Raw genomic sequence first — 24183 nt, 5'->3', positions numbered from 1 at the left:
TTAATCACTGGATATGATTATATACTTAAAAATGAGTTTATGCACCATAACAGTATCGTAAAAAACATTCAATTTGATAATTTTAGAATTATATGTTTGAGATCATACATACGAAATAATATGCAATCTTAGCTGCATCCCCGATGTCAACCTCACCATTGCCGTTGAAGTCAGCCGTCATATCTTCCGGTATTTTTCCGGCAACCATATAGGCAACCCTTGATACGTCACCGATGTCAACAAATCCGTTGCCGTTGAAGTCGCCTTTAATTGTTATTGAGATTATTCCGTCAGTAACGGCAATGCTGTAAGAACTGCCTGAATCATCAGTATATGTCGCATTCTGGCAGTTCAGTGTTGTATTGCTCCTATATTCCCCTGCTGCGCTGATATTGATACAGAATAATTCAGTCTCATTTCCGGACGTGAAAGGCGTAGTCAGTGCAAGATCTGCAACAGCTTTCCCATCTGTAATATTTACTGTAAAGTCTGCATCTGCAACTGTGGAGTTTAAGGTGATATTTTCAACATAAATAACAGATGGGTCATAGACAATCTCAAAGGAGAGACCTGCTGCATCGGAAATATTGCCGGCATGGACTGAAAATATGCCGCTGCCGGACGGCTCTATATTTCCGGATGGCATTATCAGGTATGCAATTTGAGTATTTTTTCCGGTTACATTGATATAATCGGTCTTTGTAAGATTATCAGCCCCTTCTGAATTTGCAACCGTCAGACTTACTGAATATATTCCGGGTTTATCAAATACCTTCATCGGATCTCTATCTGCCGACGTTGTATTGTCCCCAAAGTCCCAGAGCCAGACATCCGGTTCTCCGGCTGAGAGGTCAGTAAATGAGACAGAAAGCGGAAGATCTCCTTCAGTCATATTTGCGGTGAAATTGGCTTTTGGCAGTTCAGACGGAGCAATGACAGCAGAAAGCGTTTTAAACGCATTTATCCTTCCGCCTGACACCGTTACCGATGAGAGTGACGGAATCGGATCCACATTGTCAATAATCAGATCCTTAACCTCGGTTGCCGAAAGGGTTGAGTTTAACGCGAGAACAAGTCCTGCAAGCCCTGAAACATAAGGTGCTGCCATTGACGTGCCTCTTTTATAGGCGTATGAACTGCCTGTAACTGTACTGTAGATATTCACCCCCGGAGCAGCGACATCAACAGATACAGGGCCATAATTTGAGAAGTATGCCAGGTCATCATCGCTGTCAGTTGCAGCAACGGCTATGATATTGTCAAGGTCATAAGATGCAGGGTAATTTGGTAAAATATCAGTGTTATGACCATAATCATTTCCGGCGGAACATATGGCAGGGCCTGCAAAATCCTCTATGGCATCTTTAAGGGTAACTGAATATCCTCCGCCGCCCCATGAATTGCTGATAATGTCTGCCCCGTTATTCCGGGCATAAATAATAGCCTCTATCGCATCCGAAGTATCTCCTGAACCTCTTTCATCGAGGAAACGAAGCGGCATAATCTTTGCATTCCACATAACACCTGTAATGCCGACTGAATTATTCCCGACACCGGCAATTATCCCGGCACAATGAGAGCCGTGACTGTTCTCGTCAGTCGGGTCATTGTCATTTGAACAGAAGTCCCACCCGTGAATGTCGTCAATATATCCGTTATTGTCATTGTCAATACCGTCTATTATCTCACCCGGATTTGTCCATATGTTCTCACTCAGATCGGGATGGGTGAGCAAAACTCCGGTGTCAATAACAGCTATTACAACGTCATCCGACCCTGTGGTGATATTCCAGGCATTTAAGGCATCAATATCTGCACCGGAAGTGCCTGACACTCCGTTTACATACTGCCCGGTATTTTCAAGTCCCCAGAGTAGCCCAAAATATGGATCATCCGGCATATCGTGGGCATAACGGATGTAATTCGGTTCTGCGTACAGTACATCCGGGCTGCTGCTGTAAGCGTGCAGAGTTTCATTCAGAGATGAGTTTTCCAGAATTTTAACTACTTTAAGTCCGGGAATACCGGCATCTGAATAGTCTCTGATGATATTTTCATCTGTAATCAGAGATTCTGAATCCTGGCCGGAATTAACTGATTCATTAATTGTACTGGCATCTTTTACAGCATAACTTCCGGACATTAATTTTACAGGTGTATCCGGATTCATCATAACTATTATTGAATCCGGTTTAATCTCGGTGGAATTATCTCCTGATTCATCCGGAAATCCTATGATGTCATCAGCTGCACTGACTGATGCCGGAACTAATAACAGGCACATTAATATACCGTACACTATTACTGATGAAGCTGCTTTCTGAATAGTTCGTTTTGATGCCGGATTTTTATCCATTGTTACGCCTGATATGCTCTTTTCCGGTAAGGGGAATATGCTATGACCGGATTAATGTTATAACTGTATTAATGTTATAACCTGATTTAATTTTATGGATTTTCAGAATATATATTATCTCCCTTTACTGCATCCGGATTTTTTGATTTTTCCGGATTTGATCTGAGATTCTCTGCATAAACGCCGGTTTAATTATCTCTGAGACATAATCTATCCTCACAGATGAATTTCCTGACAATAATTGACAGTATTGTAATTCTCTTTATGCTGATGGGCGTTGGATATGCAGCGTATAAGTCCGGAATTATAACCCGTGACGGTGCACACGGACTTTCATCATTTCTCGTAAATATCACACTTCCGTCACTTATTATTGTCTCAATGCAGATACCGCTGAGCGATGAAACTTTTGGAAGGACAATGGAGATGTTTGCAATTGCAGTCATCTATTATATTCTCTCATTTGCATTTGCATTTACAGTTCCGAAATACCTCACAGAGAGTGACCTTGAAAAAGGAGTGTACAGTTTCATGCTGGTATTTTCAAACCTCGGATTTATGGGCATCCCTGTAACGGCGGCAATATTTGGCAGTGAAGCAGTATTTTACACATCACTTGTCATGCTTCCGTTTGGGATACTGGCCTTCTCAGTCGGAATTTTGATGTTAAGACCGGATATGGGGAAGTATTTCGATCCTAAACTCTTCTTAAACTCCGGCATTATTGCATCCTTTATAGGTCTGCTCTTCTTCTTCACCGGATTTCAGATCCCGGCCCCTTTTATTGATGTTCTTGAGATACTTGGATCACTGACAACTCCCCTGGCAATGGTAGTAACAGGATCACTGCTGGCCACCATGCCGGCAGCCTCCATGTTTAAGGATCTCAGAATTTATGCAATGTCATTATTCCGGCTGATAATAATCCCGGCAGTCCTTTATCTGATACTGGTTCCGTTTGTATCCGACAGACTGCTTCTCGGTATTATTGTAATTCTTGCAGGTATGCCTGTTGCGGCAAATGCAGTACTGCTGGCAGAGGAGTACAATGTAGATTCAACTGCCGCTTCAAAAGGTGTTTTTATCTCAACACTGCTCTGTATTTTTACAATTCCTCTTATGGCATATTTCCTGCTTTAGAGGAAAAATTGGTATTTTTTGATTTGGAAAAACTGAGTGGTCATCAGGAGTTAATGGTTGCTTCACCATGCTGCGAGATGTCAAGTCCCACATACTCTTCTTCTTCACTAACTCTTAAGCCGTATATTCTGTCGATAATTTTTGCCAGAATGTAAGTTCCTGCGAAGGCGAATATTACAGTCACGACTGCACCAAAGATCTGAATCCCCAGTTGTTCATATCCTCCGGAGATCACTCCGGCTATTCCGCCAATCGCCGGAACCGCAAATATTCCAAGGGCAATGGTTCCCCACAGACCTCCGACTCCGTGAATTGCCCAGGCATCGAGTGACTCATCCCATCCTTTATCCATCCTGAAGAGAAGTGCCCCATAGCATAACATGCTTGATACAATGCCTATAAATATGGCAGATACCGGCCCTACATAACCGGCAGCAGGAGTTACTGCGCCAAGACCGGCAACTGCACCTGAAATCATACCCATTGAACCCGGTTTGCCGTTTATCCAGGATGCACCAAGCCATGCAAGAGCGCCGGCAGAGGCAGAGATATTTGTCACAATGAAGGCATTGATGGCAATCTCATTTACTGCAAGTGCACTTCCGGCATTAAATCCAAACCATCCGAACCACAACAGCGCACCGCCGATCAGGGTTAATGTGATGTTATGCGGCTCCATGGTGTGGTCACCAAATCCAAGTCTGTTACCTATTACAAATGCAAGAGCGAGCGCTCCGAATCCTGCGCCTATATGCACCGTAATTCCGCCTGCGAAATCCAGAACGCCTAATTGTGACAGCCATCCGCCACCCCATACCCAGTGAACAAGTGGATCATAGATGAGTGTCGTCCATAACAGGCCGAATATAATAAAAGAGCTTAACTTTATCCTTTCAGCAACTGCTGAGGTAATAATTGCAAGTGTTATTGCCGCAAAAACAAGCTGAAAAGCCATAAACAGGATGTCAGGGATCGGTTCTCCGTTAAATCCGACACCATTGAGCATGAAATAATCAAAACTGCCAATAATTCCGCCGACATCAGGGCCAAATGCAAGACTGTAGCCGATTACAACCCACTGAATGGTTACAAGAGCAAAAGAGATGAATGAAAGCGTCAGCATTGAGATTAAATTCTTTTTTCTGACAAGTCCGGCATAAAAGAGACCGACTCCCGGTGTCATCAGCATTACCATAGCTGTACATATCAGTACAAATCCGGAATTGATCATTATTTCGTTACATTCCATTATAATCACTAACGATAATTATCTCCAAATTGTGGGAAGGAAATTAATTTCTATCATTATTTATAATTTTCTATTTAATGTATATATTTTTTGTAATTGCTCTATAATCTAAAGAGAAAAGGTGAGATCTCCCTGATAAAGTATCCGAAACAAATATTATCTGACAGAGCATTGAAGGATATTAATCCTCAACAATGGGGGGGAGTAATAATGTCAGCAGAAAAGAGAACAGACACCAGTAAGCATCTGGAAAAGGAGAAAGCTGAAGCAGAGGAGACCCGTCTGCATCAGGAATCAGAAATACTTGCAGGAAAAGAGATTGAGAGAAGCAAAGCGGAGGAAGCAGCAATAAAATCCCGGATGGCAAAAGTCCGGCACGGTCTTCCAAACGAACAGAAAATACAGGGAGCAATAAATCAGCGGGACTGATATTAAAACGGATTAATGGTAAAAAAACAGTTGAACAGATCAGCATCTGTCCGGCTGTTGGGCCGCTAAGAGTTAATCTTCGTGGCTGCTATTTTCATTTTTCAGTCCAGAAAATCAGACTTTTTTTGACTCTGGCTCTTATTTTCATCCGGATTATGGACATCTCCGGCAAATCTTTCAAATAGTGAAATTACTGCCGGCATAACCACAATACCACCTATCAGTGAAAATCCTACTGTCAGCACTGTGACAGTTCCGAAATTCTGAATTATCGGTGATGTGGAGAGCAGAAGGGCTGAAAAACCAAAGGCTGTTGTCAGCCCGGAGACCGATACGGCAGTTCCTATCTTCTGTATTGAGGTCTGAATAGCAGTGAGCATATCCTCACCTTTTGCCTTCTCCTCCTGATAACGCTCCATTATAAGAATGGTATATTCGGATGCAATTCCGATTGTCATCGCACCAAGCGTTGCTGTCAGCAGCGAGTAGTTAAGGCCGAATGAATACATAATCAGGCCATTCCATCCGACAATCATGACAATAGGAACAAGAGGTGATATTGCTGAAAAATTCCGGTACACAAGCAGCAGGAATATCAGAATCAGTACAAATCCGAGATATGTCATCGGATTTTTGGTATCTTTTATTCCATTGATAAGGTCAGTAAACATCACCATCTGTCCGGTATATTCCGCACTCATTCCGGGATGCATCGTGTACCAGTCGAGATCTTTCTGCATATCCTCAATCAGCGACTGTGTTGCCGGAATTGAGATGTCCTCCATACTGAACTGGATTACAGCTTCTGTATTGCCATTGATATAATTCTCAATGTAGCTCTCCGGAATTTTGTCCCATACTTCATTTAAGGTCTGTTTGTCAGTCGGAAGTTCTCCGTCATTGTACGCTCTCAGATATGTTGCAATGCTTGTTGCACCTGTCAGATCGCTCTGCTTCTCAAGGGCATAATCACTGAATCCGTCAATCCATTTTATAGTGTCAATATCCTTTACAGAATCCGCCTTTATAAATGTGGTAATGGTGCTCGTTGATCCTATGACACTTCCAAGTTTGTCCATTGATACTTTGGCAGGCATACCCTGTGGAACCATTGAATCTTCATCGGTATCAATGATGACATTTCCGTCAAGCTGAAAGCCGATCACTGCAAACATAAGCAGCACTACTATAATTGGTACCGGGTTTTTGGCAATCTTAACTGCCACTTTGCCCAGGAATTTGTCATACCTCTCCATCATGGAGCCTTTGGAAACGGCATGCGAATTGACAGGATTGTGGTCGCAGCCTTTCCAGTCAAACTGGCAGCTTTCTGCTTCGTCAAGTCTGTTCCCACTCTCCTTAGGAGTATAATTCATTATAAGGGCGAAGAGCGGGACAATTATCATTGCACAGAGGTAACAGCATACAATCCCGATGATACAGATTGTCCCAAAGTCAGCAACCATTGGTGCCGGAGCAAGTGCTGAGAGTGCAATAAATCCAAGGGCAGTTGCAACCATTGCAAGGAGAATGGCCGGGCCTGAACTTGTAATCGTTGTAAATACCGCCTCTTTTATCGGCACACGCCGTATCTCCTCGTCAAATCTCGAATGGAACTGAATGGCGTAATCAATTCCTATTCCTATCAGCACCGGAAACGCAGCTACTACTATTGAGCTGAGGCCGATTCCTGCAAGGCCCATGAATCCGAATGTAAGAATTATTCCGCAGAATACCACAAATACAGGGAGCATCCTGTACCTGACATGGCCAAACAGAAGAGCCATTGCAACAATCATCAGCAGCATTGCAAGTCCTATGAGGGTTCCCATATTCTTCTGCATATCTTCCTTCATCTCGACAGTAAAGGATGGACTGCCGGAGACTGTTACAGTAATTCCTGCGGGAGGCTCGGAGAACTTAATCAGGGTATTAACGGTTTTAACAAGGGCTTCCGAGGCTTCTTCGGGTGATCCTGCCTCAAGAGGGATGCTGACAAGTGTCATCATATCTGACGGGAGAATGGCGCTTACATAATCCTCAGGTAACGCATCTATTACCTCTCTGGTCTCACCTATGGAATCCGGAAGTTCTCCATTGTTCCCAAGCCTTAAAAGGTCGGGAAGTCCGGTGACACTGTCGATATACTGCTCGTCTTCTATGTCTGTTTCCAGATCATCAATATATCCGACAACCTGCGGGCTGGTTACATCATCTCCTTCAATTATCAGAATTATCGTATCTGATCCGAACTCGTTTTCATAGTGTATAAGCAGGGATCCGACAGGTTTTTCAGTGTCCAGATATGTCTCAGTCCCTGTCTCCATTGTTGTCAGGGTGGCACCATACATTGCAAAGAGGAGAACTCCTATCACAATTCCGGCAACGACATACGGGTGTTTATTTATCAAATTGGCTATGTATTCAAATGGTGATTTCAAAAAAAATCCTCCCTCTTCTTAAAATTTGCCGGTTATATATCAGAATGGCAGATTATCCTTTTTTTTTTGGAATAATCTGTTTAAGATCTCCTGATCTCTCTCCTATGAAACATTTGTTTCATCCACCATCTGTGAACCCGCAGGTTCATGAATGACTTTTTTAAATTGTTTTTTAAGGCTTAGATAGTCACTTATCAGTGACTCTGTAATTTTTGCCATCAGGTAATTATCATCAGATATATCTGAATTGTTATTATAAATACCGCATATTCCGGCAAAGTTTATCATCTTTTCCCGTGAGTATAATTTATATGACCCGCAGCCTGAGATGGTTTCATTCTCAAGGTTTTGAATTGCATGAAGAATCAGGTCATCAGGAATGATATATGCCGATGAATCTGCCTGATGGAGCATCTCTATTAAGGATATATAATAAACAGACGGAAAAAATCCGGTTTCATTCCATATATGATACGTTTCCAGGCCGGATAATTCTTTATTTGTTCCGGTGTGCCGGACTGTATTCCTGATCATTTATACTGCCTCATAGCCTGCACAATAATATCTGGAAAGAATCTAATATTAATGAGGTACAACTCATAGAGTTGTAAATGAAAAATAAGGTTATTGAAACCCTGAAAACGCTTGGACTGACTGAGTATGAATCAAAAGCCTATGTTTCTATTGTCGGCCTTGGCATATCTTCTGCAAGGGAGATACATGAAAACAGCGGAGTTCCCCTTGGCAGAATATATTCTGTGTTAAAGTCTCTTGCTGATAAAGGTTTTATTGATGTTCAGGAAGGAAATCCTGCATTTTATTCATCATCTGATCCATCAATGATTTTAAACTCATTCCGTATGGGAATAAATAAAGATATTGATGATTCAATAAAATATCTTGGTGATCTTCATTTTGATACAAAGCCCATCTCTCCTTTCTGGACCATACGCAGTGAATGGTCGATAAAGAACCGGCTTAAATCCTTAATTTTGAATGCCAATAAAGAGATTATATTCATTGTTGAAGATTTTAATACTTTCAGATGGGCACAGAAAGATGTTGTAAAAGCAAAGAAAAGGCTTAATATTGAGATCTATGCAGATAATAAATCAGATTTTGAAGGGACCGGATTAAGGGTATCGGAATATTCGGAGAGCTGGCGAAAATTTACCCGTGAGTTTGATTTAAAATTAGAGGAGATTGGGGACAGGCGGCCGGGATTTTCAGGACAGGCAATGAAGGATAAGCTGGTTATGATCATTGATGAGTCAACTGCTTTTGCGATATATTCCACTGAGGATGAGGTATTTGGCACTGTGATTATGATGCCTGCACTGGTTTATATGCTTAAAGTTAATATTAAATTCTTAGAGGATGATGTAACCTGAATACCGTCCCGTATTCTGATGAATATATGTAAATATCAATCTCCCTGCAACAGACTTGTCATTGACAATACTTTTGATAATATTTACATCCATGATAAAATTAAAATATGAACCAAAATCCGGAGAACTTTTGCAATGAATAATAATTTTATATTTGATACAATAATCATCGGCGGAGGACCTGCCGGGCTTTTCTGTGCTGCTAAAATAAACGGTGAAAAAGATATAGACGAAAATTCCGGAAAAAAAATTCTCATTTTAGAGAAGAAAAAACTCTGCGGGAGAAAACTCTTAATTACCGGCACAGGGCAGTGCAATATCACCAATACAGAGGAGATCAAAAAATTTCCGGCCCATTATGGCGGCAATGGTAATTTTTTAAAACCATCGTTTTCTTCCTTTTCAAATACTGACCTAATCAGTTATTTTCAGAACAGAGGGCTGCCACTGGTGACAGATAAAAACGGCAAGATCTTTCCGGAATCGAAAAAAGCCGCAGATGTCCTTGATCTGTTAATACGTGAATGTGAAAAGGGAGGAGTCCGGATAAACACTGATGACACTGTGATCAGAACTGAATATCTGAACAATAAACTGCCCGGAGATCCGGGTTTGTCAGGTGAAAATATCTCAGAGGAAGGTTGTTCAGACCGGACATTTGTCATTCATACGGAGAATAACAGATATGAGTGCAGAAATCTGGTTGTCGCAACCGGAGGGATGACCTATCCGGCAACAGGTTCAGCGGGTGACGGGTACAGGTTTGCCAAAGGGTTTGGTCATACTGTTATCAGTCCGTCACCTGCACTTGCTGCTGTTTATACCCGGAATTCTGAGCTATCTGAATTGTCCGGGATTTCCTTTGAGGATGTTAAAGTCTCTTTATTCAGGGATAATAATAAGATTTCAGAGCAGTCCGGAGATCTGCTGATTACCCATAAGGGATTTTCAGGGCCTTGCGTTCTTCATTTATCAAGGCATATTGTCCCCGGAGATCATCTTAGGATATCCTTCATATCCGGAAAAAACCCTGAAATTTTCAGGCAGGAGATAACTGCTGAAATTGAAGGTAACAGTACAAAAATGATCAGAAAGGTTCTTTCTGAATTTGGCCTTCCTGACAGATTTGTAAGAAAATATCTTGATATTTCAGAAATTTCCGAAGATCTTACCTGTGCCCACCTGAATAAGAAGATGAGAAACAGAATTATATCCGGACTTCTGGGTTATGAAGTCAGGGTGGATTCTCTCTCAGGCTTAAATGAGGCGATGGTGACAAAGGGCGGCGTTGATCTAAAGGAGATCAACCGTAAGACGATGGAATCAAAGATAATCTCCGGACTGTATTTTATCGGTGAAGTGCTTGACATTGACGGGGATACCGGCGGTTATAATCTTCAGGCTGCATTTTCAACGGCTTTTGCTGCTGCGAGGGCTGTCAGTTCCAAAAAAATTGGCTGATAAAAACTGAGTGATGCTCAAATCCAGGCTGATACATTGTGGTTTGATATATATCAAAACAGTTTGATTTAATGGCAGATATAATTATATGTCTTAACGATGATTGTAATCTGGTGAGATAAATGACAGGGTATGCGAAACTTGAAGAGAAGGATATTTCAAAACTTAAAGAATGTGAAGACAAGATGAATGTTGTTCTTCTGGCTGTAGAGAAAGAACCAAAGGTAGCAGATCTCTCCGCAGAGGCTTTAAAGACAATTCAGAATGTCGAGTCAGAAATCGGTGTTAAACTCGTGGCATACGAGTAAACCTGTTTTTGGCCTATTCTTTTTTTTACTTTTGTTATCCGAATCTAATATTGTCCCTTTATTAAAATTTATATCTGTTCTGTGATTTGTACAGCATTATCTGTCTATATGCTCTGTTATTATAATTCTGACTCATATAATATCGTTGGACACATTTAATTCCTTAATATGTCCAATATGTTTTATGGTGCGGAGAACTTATCCTGGCAGATGCCTGATTTCAGGATTAGATACAACAAAAAGAAAGGTAGAGAATGAGATAATTCTTTCGCTGAAAAAAGATCGCAGGGAAGAATCCGAACCTGCTTCATGGCTTGTATTTTTCACCGGATTTAAAGAGCCTGAATTCTGGCTATATCTGCTCGTGGATAAATATGCAACCCTTAAAGATATTGATCAGAAGTTAAGGGATGTCTGGCTTGAATGCTGTGGCCATCTCTCGTCGTTTTACATAGTCGGAAAGGAATATGAATCTGATCCGCCTGAAGATTCCTATTACAGCGAAGGGCTTGATATGGCCGATGTTGTGGTTGGGGATTTCTTTTCAGAGAATCTTACTGGAAAGTATGTATATGACAATGGAAGCCCGACTACTCTGGAATTTAAGGTTATATGTGAGCTTCCGTACCGGACAAAAGAAGACAGAAAAACAGAGATCGTTGCCAGAAATAAAAAACCGGAGATTTTCTGTTCAAAATGCGGAAGGTCGGCAACCTATATATTCCGCCTTTATGAAGATCCGGATGACATATTTTACTGTGATGAATGCCATGCAAAGCATAAATGCGGTGATGATGCCTGGCTTTTGGTTGCAAACTCCCCACGATCAGGAGTTTGTGGATACATGGGCGGACTTGCTGATGATGAATGCTGAGAAATTTCTTTAACAAAATTCCGGGAGGCATTCCCACCACATCACTTATTAATTCTGATGCAGAATATTGATTTGATAAACATTATGTTTGTAGTATTACTGAAATACATCAAAGGACTGGAGGAGATTGACAGTTATCTTCCGGCACACAGGGATTATCTGGCGGAACAATATGATAACGGAAATTTCATAATTTCCGGAAGACAAATCCCCCGCACCGGCGGTATCATATTTGCAAATGTGTGCAGCAGGGATGAACTTGAAGAAATAATTGAAAGAGATCCCTTTAAGATTAACAACATTGCTGATTATGAATTCATTGAATTTGAACCGACAATGTCATGTGAAGAACTTGAATGGGTTCTCTGAATAATAATAAAAAACTGTATTTTTCCGGCAGTAAAAATGATATAACCGGGTTTTGTGGCAGTACCGAATCAATTTTTAGTGACTGTATCTATTCTGTTGCCGGATTTTTGGAAATCCGGAGTTCTCTGTATTCTCATTCCTTAACGTGTCTCTTCTCTTCGTTTATTCCGTCAGTTATTTTCTTCATTTCTTCTGTCAGTTATTTTCTTCGTTTCTTCTGTCAGTTATTTTCCTTACTCCTCCTGAATATACGTACAGAACTTCTCTATGTCCCTGAATAATCCGGCATTCTCCTTTATCCATTCAATATCCTTATTCCACCACTTAAATTCCTTCAGAAGTGAGATCTGATCCTCATTAAAACGGTATTTTATAACCTTTGCCGGTGTCCCTGCAACTATTGCGTAATCCGGAACGTCCTTTGTCACAACCGCACCCGCACCTATAATTGCTCCGTCACCGATTGTTTTTCCGTCAAGTATGGTGCATCCGGTACCGATCCAGACATCATTTCCAATTGTTATCGGCAGGCTCTCCTGGAATGTTGTTTCGTCTGTAAAAGATGCTAAAACTCCCGGATTCCATTTTGAATAAAATGCCGGATGGGTTGCAACAAAAGTTCCGGACGGATGAAATCCATAACCAATTCTGTTATGCAGGGCAATTGAACAGAACTTCCCAACCGTAGTATTGTGCATGCCCGACCATGTATATGTATAGTCCCCGATTACAGATGATGAAATCCCGACACCAGGATGAATAACCACATTATCACCGAGTTTGCAGTCCGGAAAAACTACTGATCCCTCAAAGATTATCGCACCCGGAAATGTCTTCATCAGTTCAGAATTGAGTTTTTTTCCATCGTGATATACTGCATACTGCCCGATACAGCCGTCTTCCAGTGGATTTCCGGTAAAATTGAATCTCTCATCGTCAGGATCAAACATACAGGAATAATTGAACTGAAATGATTAATATTTTTTGTAACCGGCCCGGATGACTGAAAAAATAATATAATTATAATAATGTACTGTCTTTTTTCATCCTGTCCTCAGCGCCGGCATAGAATGTGAGAATGGCAGGCATTATGAATATCGCACCGATAAGTGAGAACCCGACCGCAATAACGGTTGAAAGACCAAAAGTGCCGATGATTGGGAATGCTGAGAGCATAAGGGCTGAAAAACCGCTTGCAGTCACAAGTCCTGATACAGTTATTGCAGAGCCTATCTTCTTAACCGCAGTTACAATGGCCTCAGTCTTATTTCCGGACTTCTCATACTCCTCAATATACCTCTCCATGACAAGAATAGTATATTCAGATGCAACACCTATTGTCATTGAGCCAAGGCAGGCACTGATCGGATTGTATTCCATGCCGAGAATGAGCATTGCAACAGTATTCCAGCCTACAATACAGATGATTGGAATTATCGGGGTTGCTGCTACCAGTTTTCTGTATGCAAAGAGCAGGAAGAAGAATATCAGGATGAAACCTGTAATTGTCATCTGATCTTTGCTCTCTGCAATCTGGGATATAAGGGCAGTATAGAGATCGAAATCACCTGTGGGGAAGAGTTCTATTCCTGCCGGAGGGTTAAGCCAGGTTATATCGGCTGTAACCGCTCTTTTAAGTTCGTTCTCCTCATCCATTGAGAGGCTCACTGTTGAGAATGATACCACTGCCTCATCCGGTTCCTGAAGATAGGTGCTCTTCTCGTCATCCGGAATATTTTTTAGCACTGTATTCAGAGTTCCCTGATCATCGGGTATTTCATTGTTGTTGTATTTCCGGATGACTGTGGCAATACTGTCAACTCCGGTTATCTCCTCATGATTATTCTCAGCAAAAGTTCCAAACCTGTCAATCCATTCTATAACTTCAATATTTGTAAGTTCATCCCCTTTTATGTAATAAGGAAAAGCAGTTACAGATCCTGCGACATCCTGCACTTTATCAAGGGACAACTGTGCAGGAAGGTCAGGCGGGGCCATGTCTTTGGTGCTTGTATCTATTGCAATCGTTGAATCTGTGACCAGACCGATGTATGCAACTGAGACTGCAATTATTAATATCGGCACTGACACCCTGACGATCTTTTTGGACAACCTGCCAAGGATAAGGTCATATGATGACATGATTTTGTGTGCAGGGCCGCTGCTGTCATTTTTCGGTTCGTATGACATAACTGACGCAATTGCCGGAAATCCGAAGAGTGCTGTCAGATAACTGCATGCAACCCCGATTATAGCCACAATTCCAAAACTCTGAATCATTGGAATCGGGGTTAGGATCATTGCAATAAAGCCCATTGTCGTTGCAAGCATTGCAAGAAGGACTGCCGGGCCTGTGTTTGATACCGTCTCAAGCACTGAATCGTGTATTGACTGGTCTTTTCTTCTCTCCTCGTCAAATCTGGCATGGAACTGCACTGCATAATCTATCCCAAGGCCAAGAAGAATCGGCAGTGCTGCCACAGCGCCATTGTTAAAAGGGACATTAAATGCACCCATAAATCCGAAGGTATAGATCAGACTTACCAGCAGGAGAACGATCGGCAGATACCAGTGCCTCATATTTGAGAAGAGAAGTCCAAGAACTATAAACATCAGGACAAATGCACCAAGGACAAGTACAACACCATTCTCAACCATTGCTGTCTGCATCTCTACATTATACGGTGTGCCGCCTGTAACCTCAATATAAACTCCGGGCGGCAGAACGGCGGTATCAACAATTGCCTGCACACTGGGGAGAATTGTGGCTGAAATATCGGTTGAGATGCCCTGTTCAACCTTTATATATGCAATGGCGGTTTCACTGTCAGGTATAAACATCCCGGAATTTTTCTCCGGCAGAAGTGAGATCAGCTCGTTTATCTCTTCGTTATTATCCGGCAGAACCCCGCCGTTCATCTCTGAAACAATATCTCCAATTGATGTGGATGACTGGATATAATCAAGCCTGTTTATCTGCTCCTCCATTATCAGCAGATCTTTTAACAGCTCGTAATCAGCAGGATTTGCAGTCTGGATTAACAGGATGTAGGTGTCAGATACAAAATTGTCATTGTACTGGTCATAGATTATCCCTTTTGGAGTTGATTTGTCAAGGTACTGGTCTGACATATTCTGTGACTGTATGAATGTAGTGAAATACCCTGCACAGACAAAAAGAACAATCATTACCAGAAGTATTGCCTTTGGATGCCTGTTTATTATCTCTCCGGTCTTCCGGTATGCTTTATTTAACCCTGACATTAATTGATCTCCTTTTTCCAATCCGGATTTTCGCCATTATCTTATATTTATATCTTTCAGAAATTCTGAAATGCTTAGTTATTCCATACAATCATACTTTAAAAAACCGGCTGATAACAAAAATCCTGATACTGCATCATTTCTCATTTATATTGGTATATACCGGAGGTTTTTATCACAATGGCAGATATAATTTCTTATTTTATCCGGAAAAATGGCTGAGGTGTTATTTTATCGTTGTCCTGAAGTGTGCAGTGAGTAGAAAATATTTAATGTCTCAGAATAATTTTATATCTTAAAGGTTGTTGGATATTTGGTTATGGATATCAGAAAAAATCTCAGAAAGATAATCTCTGGTGGATTTGGAGTCACTGCCTTAGCTACACAACCGGCATGTGCTGCTGTATGTCCAAGAGGAAGGAGTGAATGCCCGTTTCCCGGGAGATGTTCATTATATATTGATGCAGACGGCAATTCCCTCTGTGATTATACATCTGCCGATATTGAAGCTGAATCGCAGGCATCATCATTAGCCGGCACTGCTGATTCTGATGTACCCGGCACGGTCAATAATGTCAGCAACGGCACTTCTGTCAGTGAAAGTCTTTCAGATGGCGGAAGAATGAGAATAAGGGGTGGCGGAGATACTGTAGATTCTGTTTCCGGGGTGAATGATACAATTTCGGGGATAAATCCGGCTGACATTGCGTCATTTATTCTTATTGCAATTGCAATGTCTGCAATATTTTATCTGATATATCTGAAGATGAACAATAAGGACGTAACTGAGAATAAGCTTATTCTTCTTAGAATTGGATATATTCTGCCACCTTTTGCAGTATTATATCTTTTATTAAACCACCCCGAAATTGCAGGTATTCCTGAAAAGACAGCTGATATTATTGATCTCTATTTTGGGATGGTATATCTTGCTGTTGGAACCGTTATTGCTTCATATCTTCATAAAAAAGAGAAAATGTCCCGTAATGTCAGCATTCCGTTTTTAATGCTTACAGTGCTTGTCGGCTTTTTATTTGTTGCCCCGCTTGCACCTGACGGATTTTCATCACAGGTGAAAAATCTCCTCTCGGTTAATATAGTTACACTTGGTTTTATATCGCTGGTATTTATTTCTGCAACTGTTCTTATATCAGGCAGGGTATTTTGCGGGCACATCTGCCCTGTAGGGGCATTGCAGGAGTTGTTATCCAAAATTCCGGTTAATAAGATTAATATCCGGAATAATAATTTCCCAAAGGTTGTCCGGTTATTTGTTTTTATTGTGTTCATTGCCGGAGGTATTTTATCACTGGGCATATCTGAATATACCGGCACTTCATATTTCTTCGGGCTTATCTTTTCTTCAGTTGGATTTTACATATTTTCAGCTTTTCTGATAATTTCCCTGTTTATATACAGGCCATTTTGCAGGTTTGTATGCCCTTATGGTCTGATATTTTCATTGTTTGGCATATTCAGCAGGAATAAAATCCAAAGGACTGACTCCTGCATTAACTGCGGGAAATGTGAAAGAATCTGTCCTGCCGGTGTGGCAGGAAGGGATGCTGCAAAGGATGAATGTTATCTCTGCGGCAGGTGTCTTGATGTCTGCCCGGTTGATGGTGCACTGGAATACGGCCTCTCCAAAACCTTAAGTGCTCCGGAAAAATCAGCCGTTTCCCCAGTCCGGGAAGAGTTACGTGAAGAGTTACGGGAAGAGTTACGGGAAGAGTTACGGGAACAGTAACCCGGAAAAATCATAGGGAGATATATTTAAAAATCAAAAGCAAAAGATAAAATTCAATATCCCGTTTTCAGACTGAATAGAAAGAACAATCCAATAGCACTTATATTATCTGAACGCATATCCTGAATAACCAGTGATAACAATGAAAAAAATATCTTTATATCTCTTTGTTGTATTTCTTGTATTTGCAGCAGTTATAATCCCTGTATCAGCCGGTGATAAATTCTATTCCAACGGGCCTGAACTGTCTGCGGCAGTCCAGGGGACAAATGAGCTGGCTCCGGGACTTGATGGGAGCATTGTAATTCTCGTTGAGAACCGCGGCCTTATAGATATGAAATTTGTCAAGGCAACGGACATTACTCCGGATTACAGCCCGACAACAGCAAAAGCTGTTAAGGCAACTTTAATCTCCGGGAATTCTCCTCTGACTGTAAAATCTGATCCGCAGATATTAGGGGATATTCCTTCCGGCTATTACAAACCGGCAGAATTTGAGATCAATATTCCGCAGGATGCAAAGGAAGGAGATTATGAGCTTCTCCTGAAGGTCGATTATGATTATATGTACAATGCTGATCAGTCAGGAACGGATGAGATATCATATACCTTCAAAAAAGTATCTGAGGAAATTCCGGTGAGGATAGTCATCAAACCGTCACTTCACCTCAGCATTAAGAGTGTACGTTCTGAGGAGCTTTATGCCGGAGGTGAGGGTTACGTCACAATGGAGATTAAAAATGACGGCTCTGATGATGGTACAGAGACCGCGGTATTCATTCAGCCGGTAGGAAAAAGCCCTGTTACTCCGGTGGAGGACAGTGTATATGTCGGTGATATGAACTCCGGAGATTCAGTCAGTGTCAGGTTTAAAGTCTCAGTCTCAAAGGATGCTGACCCGACTCAGGTCTATCCGATGCAGGTCTATGCAACATATAATAATTATGAGGACCAGATAGAGAAGACCGCCCCTGTATCTGTCGGAATTGGATTTAAAGGAAAGATCCGGTTTAAGTCAACCGGAGATCCGACTGTGGTCAGTTCCGGTGAAGATGCATTAATATATGTCACATACAAAAATACCGGCGATTCCACTGCATATCAGGCAGAGGGGAGAATTAGCGTGGTTGATCCCTTCTCCAGCGATGACTCAAATGTCTATCTTGGTGATTTAAAACCCGGAGATTCGGTGCAGGGTGTCTATAAGGTAAAAGTATCTGCCGATGCAACTGCAAAGGAATATGCACTTGACTCTGAAGTCCGCTATAATGACGCTGAAAACAATAATTATGTCTCAGATACTGTTAAAGTTTTAGTGACTGTTGATAAGAAGTCAGACAGTATGATGTTAATTGCCGGATTTCTGGTGCTTGTCATCCTTCTCGGAGTGGGTGCATGGTTCTATTCAAAAAAGAAGAACGGTAAATAACTGACTGGAAGAGATTATGATAATATTTGATATTATAAATTTATCATTCCGGAAGAGAAAAGAGAATGTCACACCCATTCTGCCCCATACTCGGTTTTCAGGCAATCTGAGACCTTCCCTGACCGGTTGTCTTATTGCTGCCATTCTGGTGATCTGCATGCTGGCTATGCCTGTATCCGGTGCGGGAGAGAAATTTATCTGGAGTGAACCACAGCTTACTGCGACAATTGAAGGATCGTATGAGTTCTTCCCCGGAAATACATACTCTGTGACTGTTCTGATTGAGAATATGGCTGTTGATACCGAGGAGCTTCTTGCCCTTGATTATCCAATGATGGAGATTGATCCGGCAGATGCACTTGGCACTGATGCAGCGTTAACGTCCGGAGATGCACCTGTAATTGTAAAGAGTGACAGTTATATGGTTGGCAATATCGGGCAGGGTGAGAGCCTTACTGTTACATACAGCATTTATGTTAATGATGGGGCGGAGGCAGGCAGTTATAATCTGGTCCTGATGACTGAATCCAGGTATGTTTTTTCCAGTTATTTTGATGAGTCCGGGGAGTTGAGGTACGATTTCAGAAATTCTATTCAGGAGACTGAAATTCCGGTGAAGATAAAGGGGAAATTTATTCCGGAGGAACTGAATGTCACAACGGAAAATCTGAATTCCGGAAAGGAGGGTTACATAAATGTCGGTTTTATCAATTCCGGTTATGCCTTTGGAAAGGATGCCGAAGCAGAGATCATTCTGTCTCCCTATGCTCCGGTAACAGTTGAGGAAGGCAGTGTATATCTTGGTGATATAGCTTCAGGAGATGCAGGCAGTGCGAGGTTTAAGGCGATTGTTTCCGGTGATGTGGAGAGCGGCATATATCCGGCTGAGTTTATTGTAATATATACTGACGAATTTGGTAATTCAGCACAGTCTGAGGTGGCAGTAATCGGGATTCCGGTTGGCAAAGGGCCGAAATTTGAGGTTTTATCTGAAGAAATTACATTCTCTCCGGGAGATACCGGAAGTGTCTGTGTTGAGTACAGAAATACCGGAGATGCAACTGCATATGGTGCAAATTCAAGAATTACTGCGAAAAGTCCGTTTACAGCAGTGACCGATTCAGTAATTCTTGGTGACATCTCACCCGGAGAGACGGTCACTGCCGAATATAAACTTTCTCTTGACGGAAAGGCAATTTTAAAGCCCTATGCCTTAAATTCCGAGATAAAATACCGGGATGAATATGATAATCTCTGCCTCTCTGATGAACTGAAGGTGGAGTTAATTGCGGTACAGAAATCCGGCATTGGAGAATTAATTACAAATCCTGTGGTGGATGCTCTTATACTGGCTGTTATTCTCTTTGGTATTTATTTTGTACTGAGGAAGAAGAATCAGAAATGACTGATAACTGATAACTGATGACTGATAACTGATGACTGATGACTGATAACTGATGACTGATAACTGATAACTGATGACTGATGACTGATGACTGATGACTGATAACTGATGACTGATAACTGATAACTGATGACTGATAACTGATGACTGATAACTGATGACTGATAACTGATGACTGATAACTGATGACTGATAACTGATGACTGATAACTGATGACTGATAACTGATGACTGCTGACTGCTGACTGCTGACTGCTGTAAAATAGGTGGTATTCCGAAAAAATCCTGAAAACACCGGAATACCCCTGATTGTCAGGAATTTAAAAATCCGGCTGGCATAAGTTTTATATAATTTATTGAAATTAGTTATTCCGGATGGCACAGTCGTATTTTTCAGTGATGTGATCTCTTAAACGGACAATTTGAGCTTAGATCGTCTGGAAAACTAATTTTTGCATAATATTTATTATTATTGTCATCATAATTATTCGTCACTGATTTTTCAGACAGTGCCTTTCAGACTGTTGTTTGCATATCACAGGCGATAGATATATATATGGCTAACTTCACCTTAAGGTATGAGATTTTTTGGTTTTGGGTTTAAGTCTGTATTCTTAATCCTGGTAATTTTGTTTCTTTTTGTTCTGCCGGTTTCCGGTGAGGATATCGTCAGGATAGACGAAGCAGTGACAAACATAACGTGGCAGAAATGCATTGGTGGTTCAGGTATAGATAGGATAGGCTCTGTAGAGAAGCTTTCTGACGGAGGTATTATAATTATTGGTTCCACAAATTCCAATGATGGTGATGTATCGGATAATCATGGCAAATATGATGTCTTTGTTGTCAAACTGACATCTTCCGGAGAGAAGGAATGGGTAAAATGTTACGGTGGCTCTGAATCTGACTCTGGCAATGATATTATGCAGTCAGATGATGGAAATTTCATTTTTATAGGTTATACATATTCAAACGATAGTGATGTATCGGGCAATCACGGCGGCAGGGATATCTGGGTTGTAAAGATTGACAGTTATGGAGATATTATCTGGCAGAAATGCATTGGTGGTACCCAGAACGATGAAGGCAATTCAATTGCTTCTCATTTCTACGGCGGATATATATTTGCCGGAATAACGGAGTCCAACGATGGAGATGTCTCTGGAAATCATGGAGGAAATGATGTCTGTGCTTTTAGTATTGGCGAATATGGAGATATAAACTGGCAGAAATGCTATGGCGGCAGTAATGGAGATTGTGGTTACGATATCTATTCGGATTCATATTCGACAGTCATCGCCGGAGAAACAGGTTCAGATGATGGTGATGTATCAGGCAATCACGGAAATGGTGACTACTGGGTAATCTCAATTGGCAGTTATGGTGATCTTATCTGGCAGAACTGTTTTGGTGGAAGTGCTCTTGATGAAGGCATGTCTGTATGTAAGGGAACAGGTGATTCATACATGGTTGCCGGAACAACTTCTTCAACAGACGGGCAGGTTTCTGGTAATAATGGTAATTATGATCTCTGGATTGTTGAAATTGACAGTTCCGGTGAACTTGTTTCAGAAAACTGCTATGGAGGTACGGGATCAGATAAAGCCTATGACATCATTAAACATCCGGGGAGTGGTTTTATCATCTCCGGCTATACAGAATCCAATAATATTGATGTCTCAGGCAACCACGGACGTGCGGATTACTGGGCTGTCAGGACAGATGATGATGGTAAAATTTCATGGCAGAGGTGTTTTGGGGGTACTGACTATGAATATTATCCGTCTGTCATTTATACAGGCAATGAATCGTATGTTTTATGCGGCCAGTCTGCCTCCAACGACGGAGAGGTCTCCGGTAATCATGGCGGTTGGTATGATCTATGGGCTGTTGAGTTTAAATGTGATTCTGTCATTCCGGGTGCTCAGTTTTCATCTGGGCTCAATGTCGGAAAAGTGCCTCTGACAGTAAATTTTACAGATGAATCTACCGGAAATCCGGATTCGTGGTTATGGAATTTTGGTGACGGTTCAGCTTCTGAGGAGCAGAACCCAGTATATACATACACAACTGCCGGGACCTACAATGTGACTCTGACAGCAACAAACACTGATGGCAGTAATACTACTTCTGAAGAGAATTATGTCGGTGTCTGGGGCAGCGACATCCCTGTACCTGACTGGCAGAATACCTTTGGGGGAAACAAATCAGATGTATGCAAAGATGTGAAAGAGGCATCAGATGGGGGTTACTTCCTTACCGGATATTCGATGTCTGAAAATGGAGATGTTACAGTTAATAAAGGTGAAGAGGACGTATGGATTGTTAAAACAGACGTAATTGGTGATCTTGTCTGGCAGAAGTCGTTTGGCGGAAGCAGGGAGGATGCTGGTGAAGCTGTAATTCCAACCTCAGATGGCGGATGTCTGGTTGTTGGTTATACGTACTCGGACGATGGCGATATTACGGGCTATCATGAGCATGAGACATATCTTACATCTGATCTTCTTGTTATCAAAATGAATAAATACGGCTCTGTTGACTGGAGTGGATGTTATGGTGGAACAGACAGCGATGTTGGTTACGATGCTCTGGAATTTTATGATGATGGTTATCTCATTGCAGGGAAAACAGCTTCTGATGACGGAGATGTAACAGGTAAAATATTCACTCCTGCTTATGGTTATGATTATGACGGGTGGATATTAAAACTGGATAAATACGGTTATCTTAAATGGAATAACTGTTATGGTGGCACTGAAGAGGATTCTATTTCAGGAATAAGGAAAATTAATGATGCTGAGTATCTTGCTGCCGGATATTCGGAATCAGATGACCATGACCTTTCTGAAAATTATGGCGATAAAGATTTCTGGATATTCAGGATCAGTAATCTTGGAGCAATTACGTACAGTAAATCCTTTGGAGGGACAAATGATGATTATGCACGTTCAATTATAGTTCTTCCGGACAATGAATATGTGGTCTGTGGTGTTACAGGTTCAGATGATAATGATGTTTCCGGGAATCATGGTTTATATGATATCTGGGTTGTTAAGGGATCACTTAGTTCCGGAATTATATGGCAGAAATGCCTCGGAGGCAGTCTTGAAGAATATGGTGTTTCTGTTGAACAGGCGGGAGATGGTGGGTTCCTGGTTGCGGGCCGTACAATGTCCCATGACGGAGATATTCCTGTACGATATTTCAACCGGCAGTATGATTCGGACTGGTACTTCGGTGACATCTGGTTTGTGAAAGTGGATAAAGACGGAGAATTGGTATGGCAGCGCTGTATGGGTGGGTCAAAATCTGATAAAGATGCCGGAATGCTGCGAAAGCCGGACGGAACATTTGTTATTGCAGGGATGACTGTTTCCAATGACATTGATGTTTCAGGAAATCATGGTTCGGCTGATTTCTGGCTGACTTCTATGGATGGTCCTACATATGTTCCAAAGGCTGCATTTTCGGTGAATGCTACGGTGGGGCGGCTGCCTTTATCTGTGGCATTTACAGACCAGTCAACCGGAAGTCCGTCATCATGGGAATGGGATTTCGGGGATGGTGATTCATCAGCAGATCAGAATCCTGTTAAGGTTTATGATAAGGAAGGGCTGTACACCGTGAGTCTGACAGTGAGTAATTCTGAAGGTGAAGATACTCTGGCAAAGAAGGACTATATCAAAGTCGTAAATGGATCGTCTGATGAGCCTTATGTCAGAATGCCGGAGACGAAGATTGCCGCAGGGAACTCAGGCAATATTCCGGTATTTGTGAAGAATGTAAACTGTGCAGCTGGTTTTGGAATAACAGTTATCTTTGATGAAACTCTCTTTTCAGCTGAGGATATCCAGTTTAATTCTGCATTTGATGGTGCATCCCTGACTAAAAATATTACTGAGGGGCAGGCTGTGGCAGTGCTTGTCCTTAAGGATGCTGTTACAATAACGTCTCAGTATGAGATACTCAATATAACTCTGACTTCACTTGGCAGTAATGGTGATAATTCGGGTTTTGACTTTGTAAAGGCTGAATATACCGATGACTCTTTTGGCATTTACAGTATGAATACTGAATCAGGACTTATAGAAATAGGAGTCAAAGGTGATTTTAACGGAAATGATGTTGTTGATATAGGTGATGTGTCAAAGGTTGCTTATATGTCTGCCGGACTTCTGCCATATGATCCTATGGCAGATTTCAATTATAATGAGAATATTGATGTCGGTGACGCTGCCAAAATTGCCTGGTTCTTCATTGGTAAAGTCAGTGAACTGTAGGATTGAGTTCTCCCAGGAAATATTATTTCTTTTTTAA

At 41.6% G+C, this 24183-nt stretch carries 17 protein-coding genes; 11 read left to right on the top strand and 6 right to left on the bottom strand.

What is annotated here, in order from left to right:
• Positions 1 to 88: 88 nt before the first annotated feature.
• Entirely contained in the window at positions 89 to 2356 is a 2268-nt protein-coding gene (locus tag L6E24_RS03005) for a S8 family serine peptidase (RefSeq protein WP_257743244.1), read from the bottom strand.
• A 222-nt stretch (positions 2357 to 2578) separates the two neighbouring features.
• Here L6E24_RS03005 and L6E24_RS03000 point away from each other — a divergent pair, with 222 nt between their 5' ends.
• Positions 2579 to 3496: an AEC family transporter gene (locus tag L6E24_RS03000; protein ID WP_257743243.1), complete on the top strand. Its 918-nt coding sequence runs from the start codon at positions 2579 to 2581 to the stop codon at positions 3494 to 3496.
• A gap of 43 nt (positions 3497 to 3539) precedes the next feature.
• Here the strand turns inward: L6E24_RS03000 and L6E24_RS02995 are convergent, their stop codons facing one another.
• Entirely contained in the window at positions 3540 to 4745 is a 1206-nt protein-coding gene (locus tag L6E24_RS02995; RefSeq protein ID WP_257743242.1) for an ammonium transporter, read from the bottom strand.
• A 210-nt stretch (positions 4746 to 4955) separates the two neighbouring features.
• On the opposite strand from L6E24_RS02995, the gene L6E24_RS02990 reads away from it, so the two are divergent.
• A complete protein-coding gene (locus tag L6E24_RS02990; protein WP_257743241.1) occupies positions 4956 to 5174 on the top strand; it encodes a hypothetical protein in 219 nt (72 codons plus the stop codon).
• A gap of 101 nt (positions 5175 to 5275) precedes the next feature.
• Here L6E24_RS02990 and L6E24_RS02985 read toward each other — a convergent pair whose 3' ends face one another.
• Both L6E24_RS02985 and L6E24_RS02980 read right to left on the bottom strand, forming a co-directional pair.
• A complete protein-coding gene (locus L6E24_RS02985; RefSeq protein ID WP_257743240.1) occupies positions 5276 to 7615 on the bottom strand; it encodes an efflux RND transporter permease subunit in 2340 nt (779 codons plus the stop codon).
• Positions 7616 to 7717: 102 nt separating this feature from the next.
• Positions 7718 to 8149: a hypothetical protein gene (locus L6E24_RS02980; RefSeq protein ID WP_257743239.1), complete on the bottom strand. Its 432-nt coding sequence runs from the start codon at positions 8147 to 8149 to the stop codon at positions 7718 to 7720.
• A gap of 77 nt (positions 8150 to 8226) precedes the next feature.
• Between L6E24_RS02980 and L6E24_RS02975 the strand changes: the two genes are divergently transcribed.
• The 5 genes from L6E24_RS02975 to L6E24_RS02955 all read left to right on the top strand — a co-directional run bounded on the left by L6E24_RS02975 (position 8227) and on the right by L6E24_RS02955 (position 12018).
• Positions 8227 to 9006, top strand: coding sequence for a TrmB family transcriptional regulator (locus L6E24_RS02975; RefSeq protein ID WP_257743238.1), 780 nt, complete (start codon positions 8227 to 8229; stop codon positions 9004 to 9006).
• A gap of 135 nt (positions 9007 to 9141) precedes the next feature.
• Entirely contained in the window at positions 9142 to 10467 is a 1326-nt protein-coding gene (locus L6E24_RS02970; protein ID WP_257743237.1) for a BaiN/RdsA family NAD(P)/FAD-dependent oxidoreductase, read from the top strand.
• 122 nt (positions 10468 to 10589) lie between these two features.
• Positions 10590 to 10775, top strand: coding sequence for a hypothetical protein (locus L6E24_RS02965; RefSeq protein ID WP_257743236.1), 186 nt, complete (start codon positions 10590 to 10592; stop codon positions 10773 to 10775).
• Positions 10776 to 10959: 184 nt separating this feature from the next.
• The gene (locus L6E24_RS02960) at positions 10960 to 11649 is read left to right on the top strand and encodes a hypothetical protein (protein WP_257743235.1); all 690 of its coding nucleotides are present in this window, start codon (positions 10960 to 10962) and stop codon (positions 11647 to 11649) included.
• Between the two features lie 84 nt (positions 11650 to 11733).
• Entirely contained in the window at positions 11734 to 12018 is a 285-nt protein-coding gene (locus L6E24_RS02955; RefSeq protein WP_257743234.1) for a YciI family protein, read from the top strand.
• Between the two features lie 233 nt (positions 12019 to 12251).
• Here the strand turns inward: L6E24_RS02955 and L6E24_RS02950 are convergent, their stop codons facing one another.
• Both L6E24_RS02950 and L6E24_RS02945 read right to left on the bottom strand, forming a co-directional pair.
• A complete protein-coding gene (locus L6E24_RS02950) occupies positions 12252 to 12968 on the bottom strand; it encodes a CatB-related O-acetyltransferase (protein WP_257743233.1) in 717 nt (238 codons plus the stop codon).
• Positions 12969 to 13038: 70 nt separating this feature from the next.
• Positions 13039 to 15282 (bottom strand): efflux RND transporter permease subunit, encoded by a 2244-nt coding sequence (locus tag L6E24_RS02945; protein ID WP_257743232.1) that lies wholly within the window; start codon positions 15280 to 15282, stop codon positions 13039 to 13041.
• Between the two features lie 319 nt (positions 15283 to 15601).
• Between L6E24_RS02945 and L6E24_RS02940 the strand changes: the two genes are divergently transcribed.
• The 4 genes from L6E24_RS02940 (at position 15602) to L6E24_RS02925 (ending at position 24146) form a co-directional block, all read left to right on the top strand.
• The gene (locus tag L6E24_RS02940) at positions 15602 to 17029 is read left to right on the top strand and encodes a 4Fe-4S binding protein (protein ID WP_257743231.1); all 1428 of its coding nucleotides are present in this window, start codon (positions 15602 to 15604) and stop codon (positions 17027 to 17029) included.
• 142 nt (positions 17030 to 17171) lie between these two features.
• A complete protein-coding gene (locus tag L6E24_RS02935) occupies positions 17172 to 18458 on the top strand; it encodes a COG1361 S-layer family protein (RefSeq protein ID WP_257743230.1) in 1287 nt (428 codons plus the stop codon).
• Positions 18459 to 18474: 16 nt separating this feature from the next.
• Positions 18475 to 19863, top strand: a complete 1389-nt coding sequence (locus L6E24_RS02930; RefSeq protein WP_257743229.1) for a COG1361 S-layer family protein — start codon at positions 18475 to 18477, stop codon at positions 19861 to 19863.
• 629 nt (positions 19864 to 20492) lie between these two features.
• On the top strand, positions 20493 to 24146 hold the full coding sequence (locus L6E24_RS02925) for a PKD domain-containing protein (protein WP_257743228.1): 3654 nt from the start codon (positions 20493 to 20495) through the stop codon (positions 24144 to 24146).
• The last annotated feature ends 37 nt before the right edge of the window (positions 24147 to 24183 follow it).

It is taken from the genome of Methanoplanus endosymbiosus, assembly GCF_024662215.1.
Lineage (GTDB): Archaea > Halobacteriota > Methanomicrobia > Methanomicrobiales > Methanomicrobiaceae > Methanoplanus > Methanoplanus endosymbiosus.
Note: the sequence above shows the minus strand (reverse complement) of the source record. Positions and strands in the feature narration are given on the sequence as shown.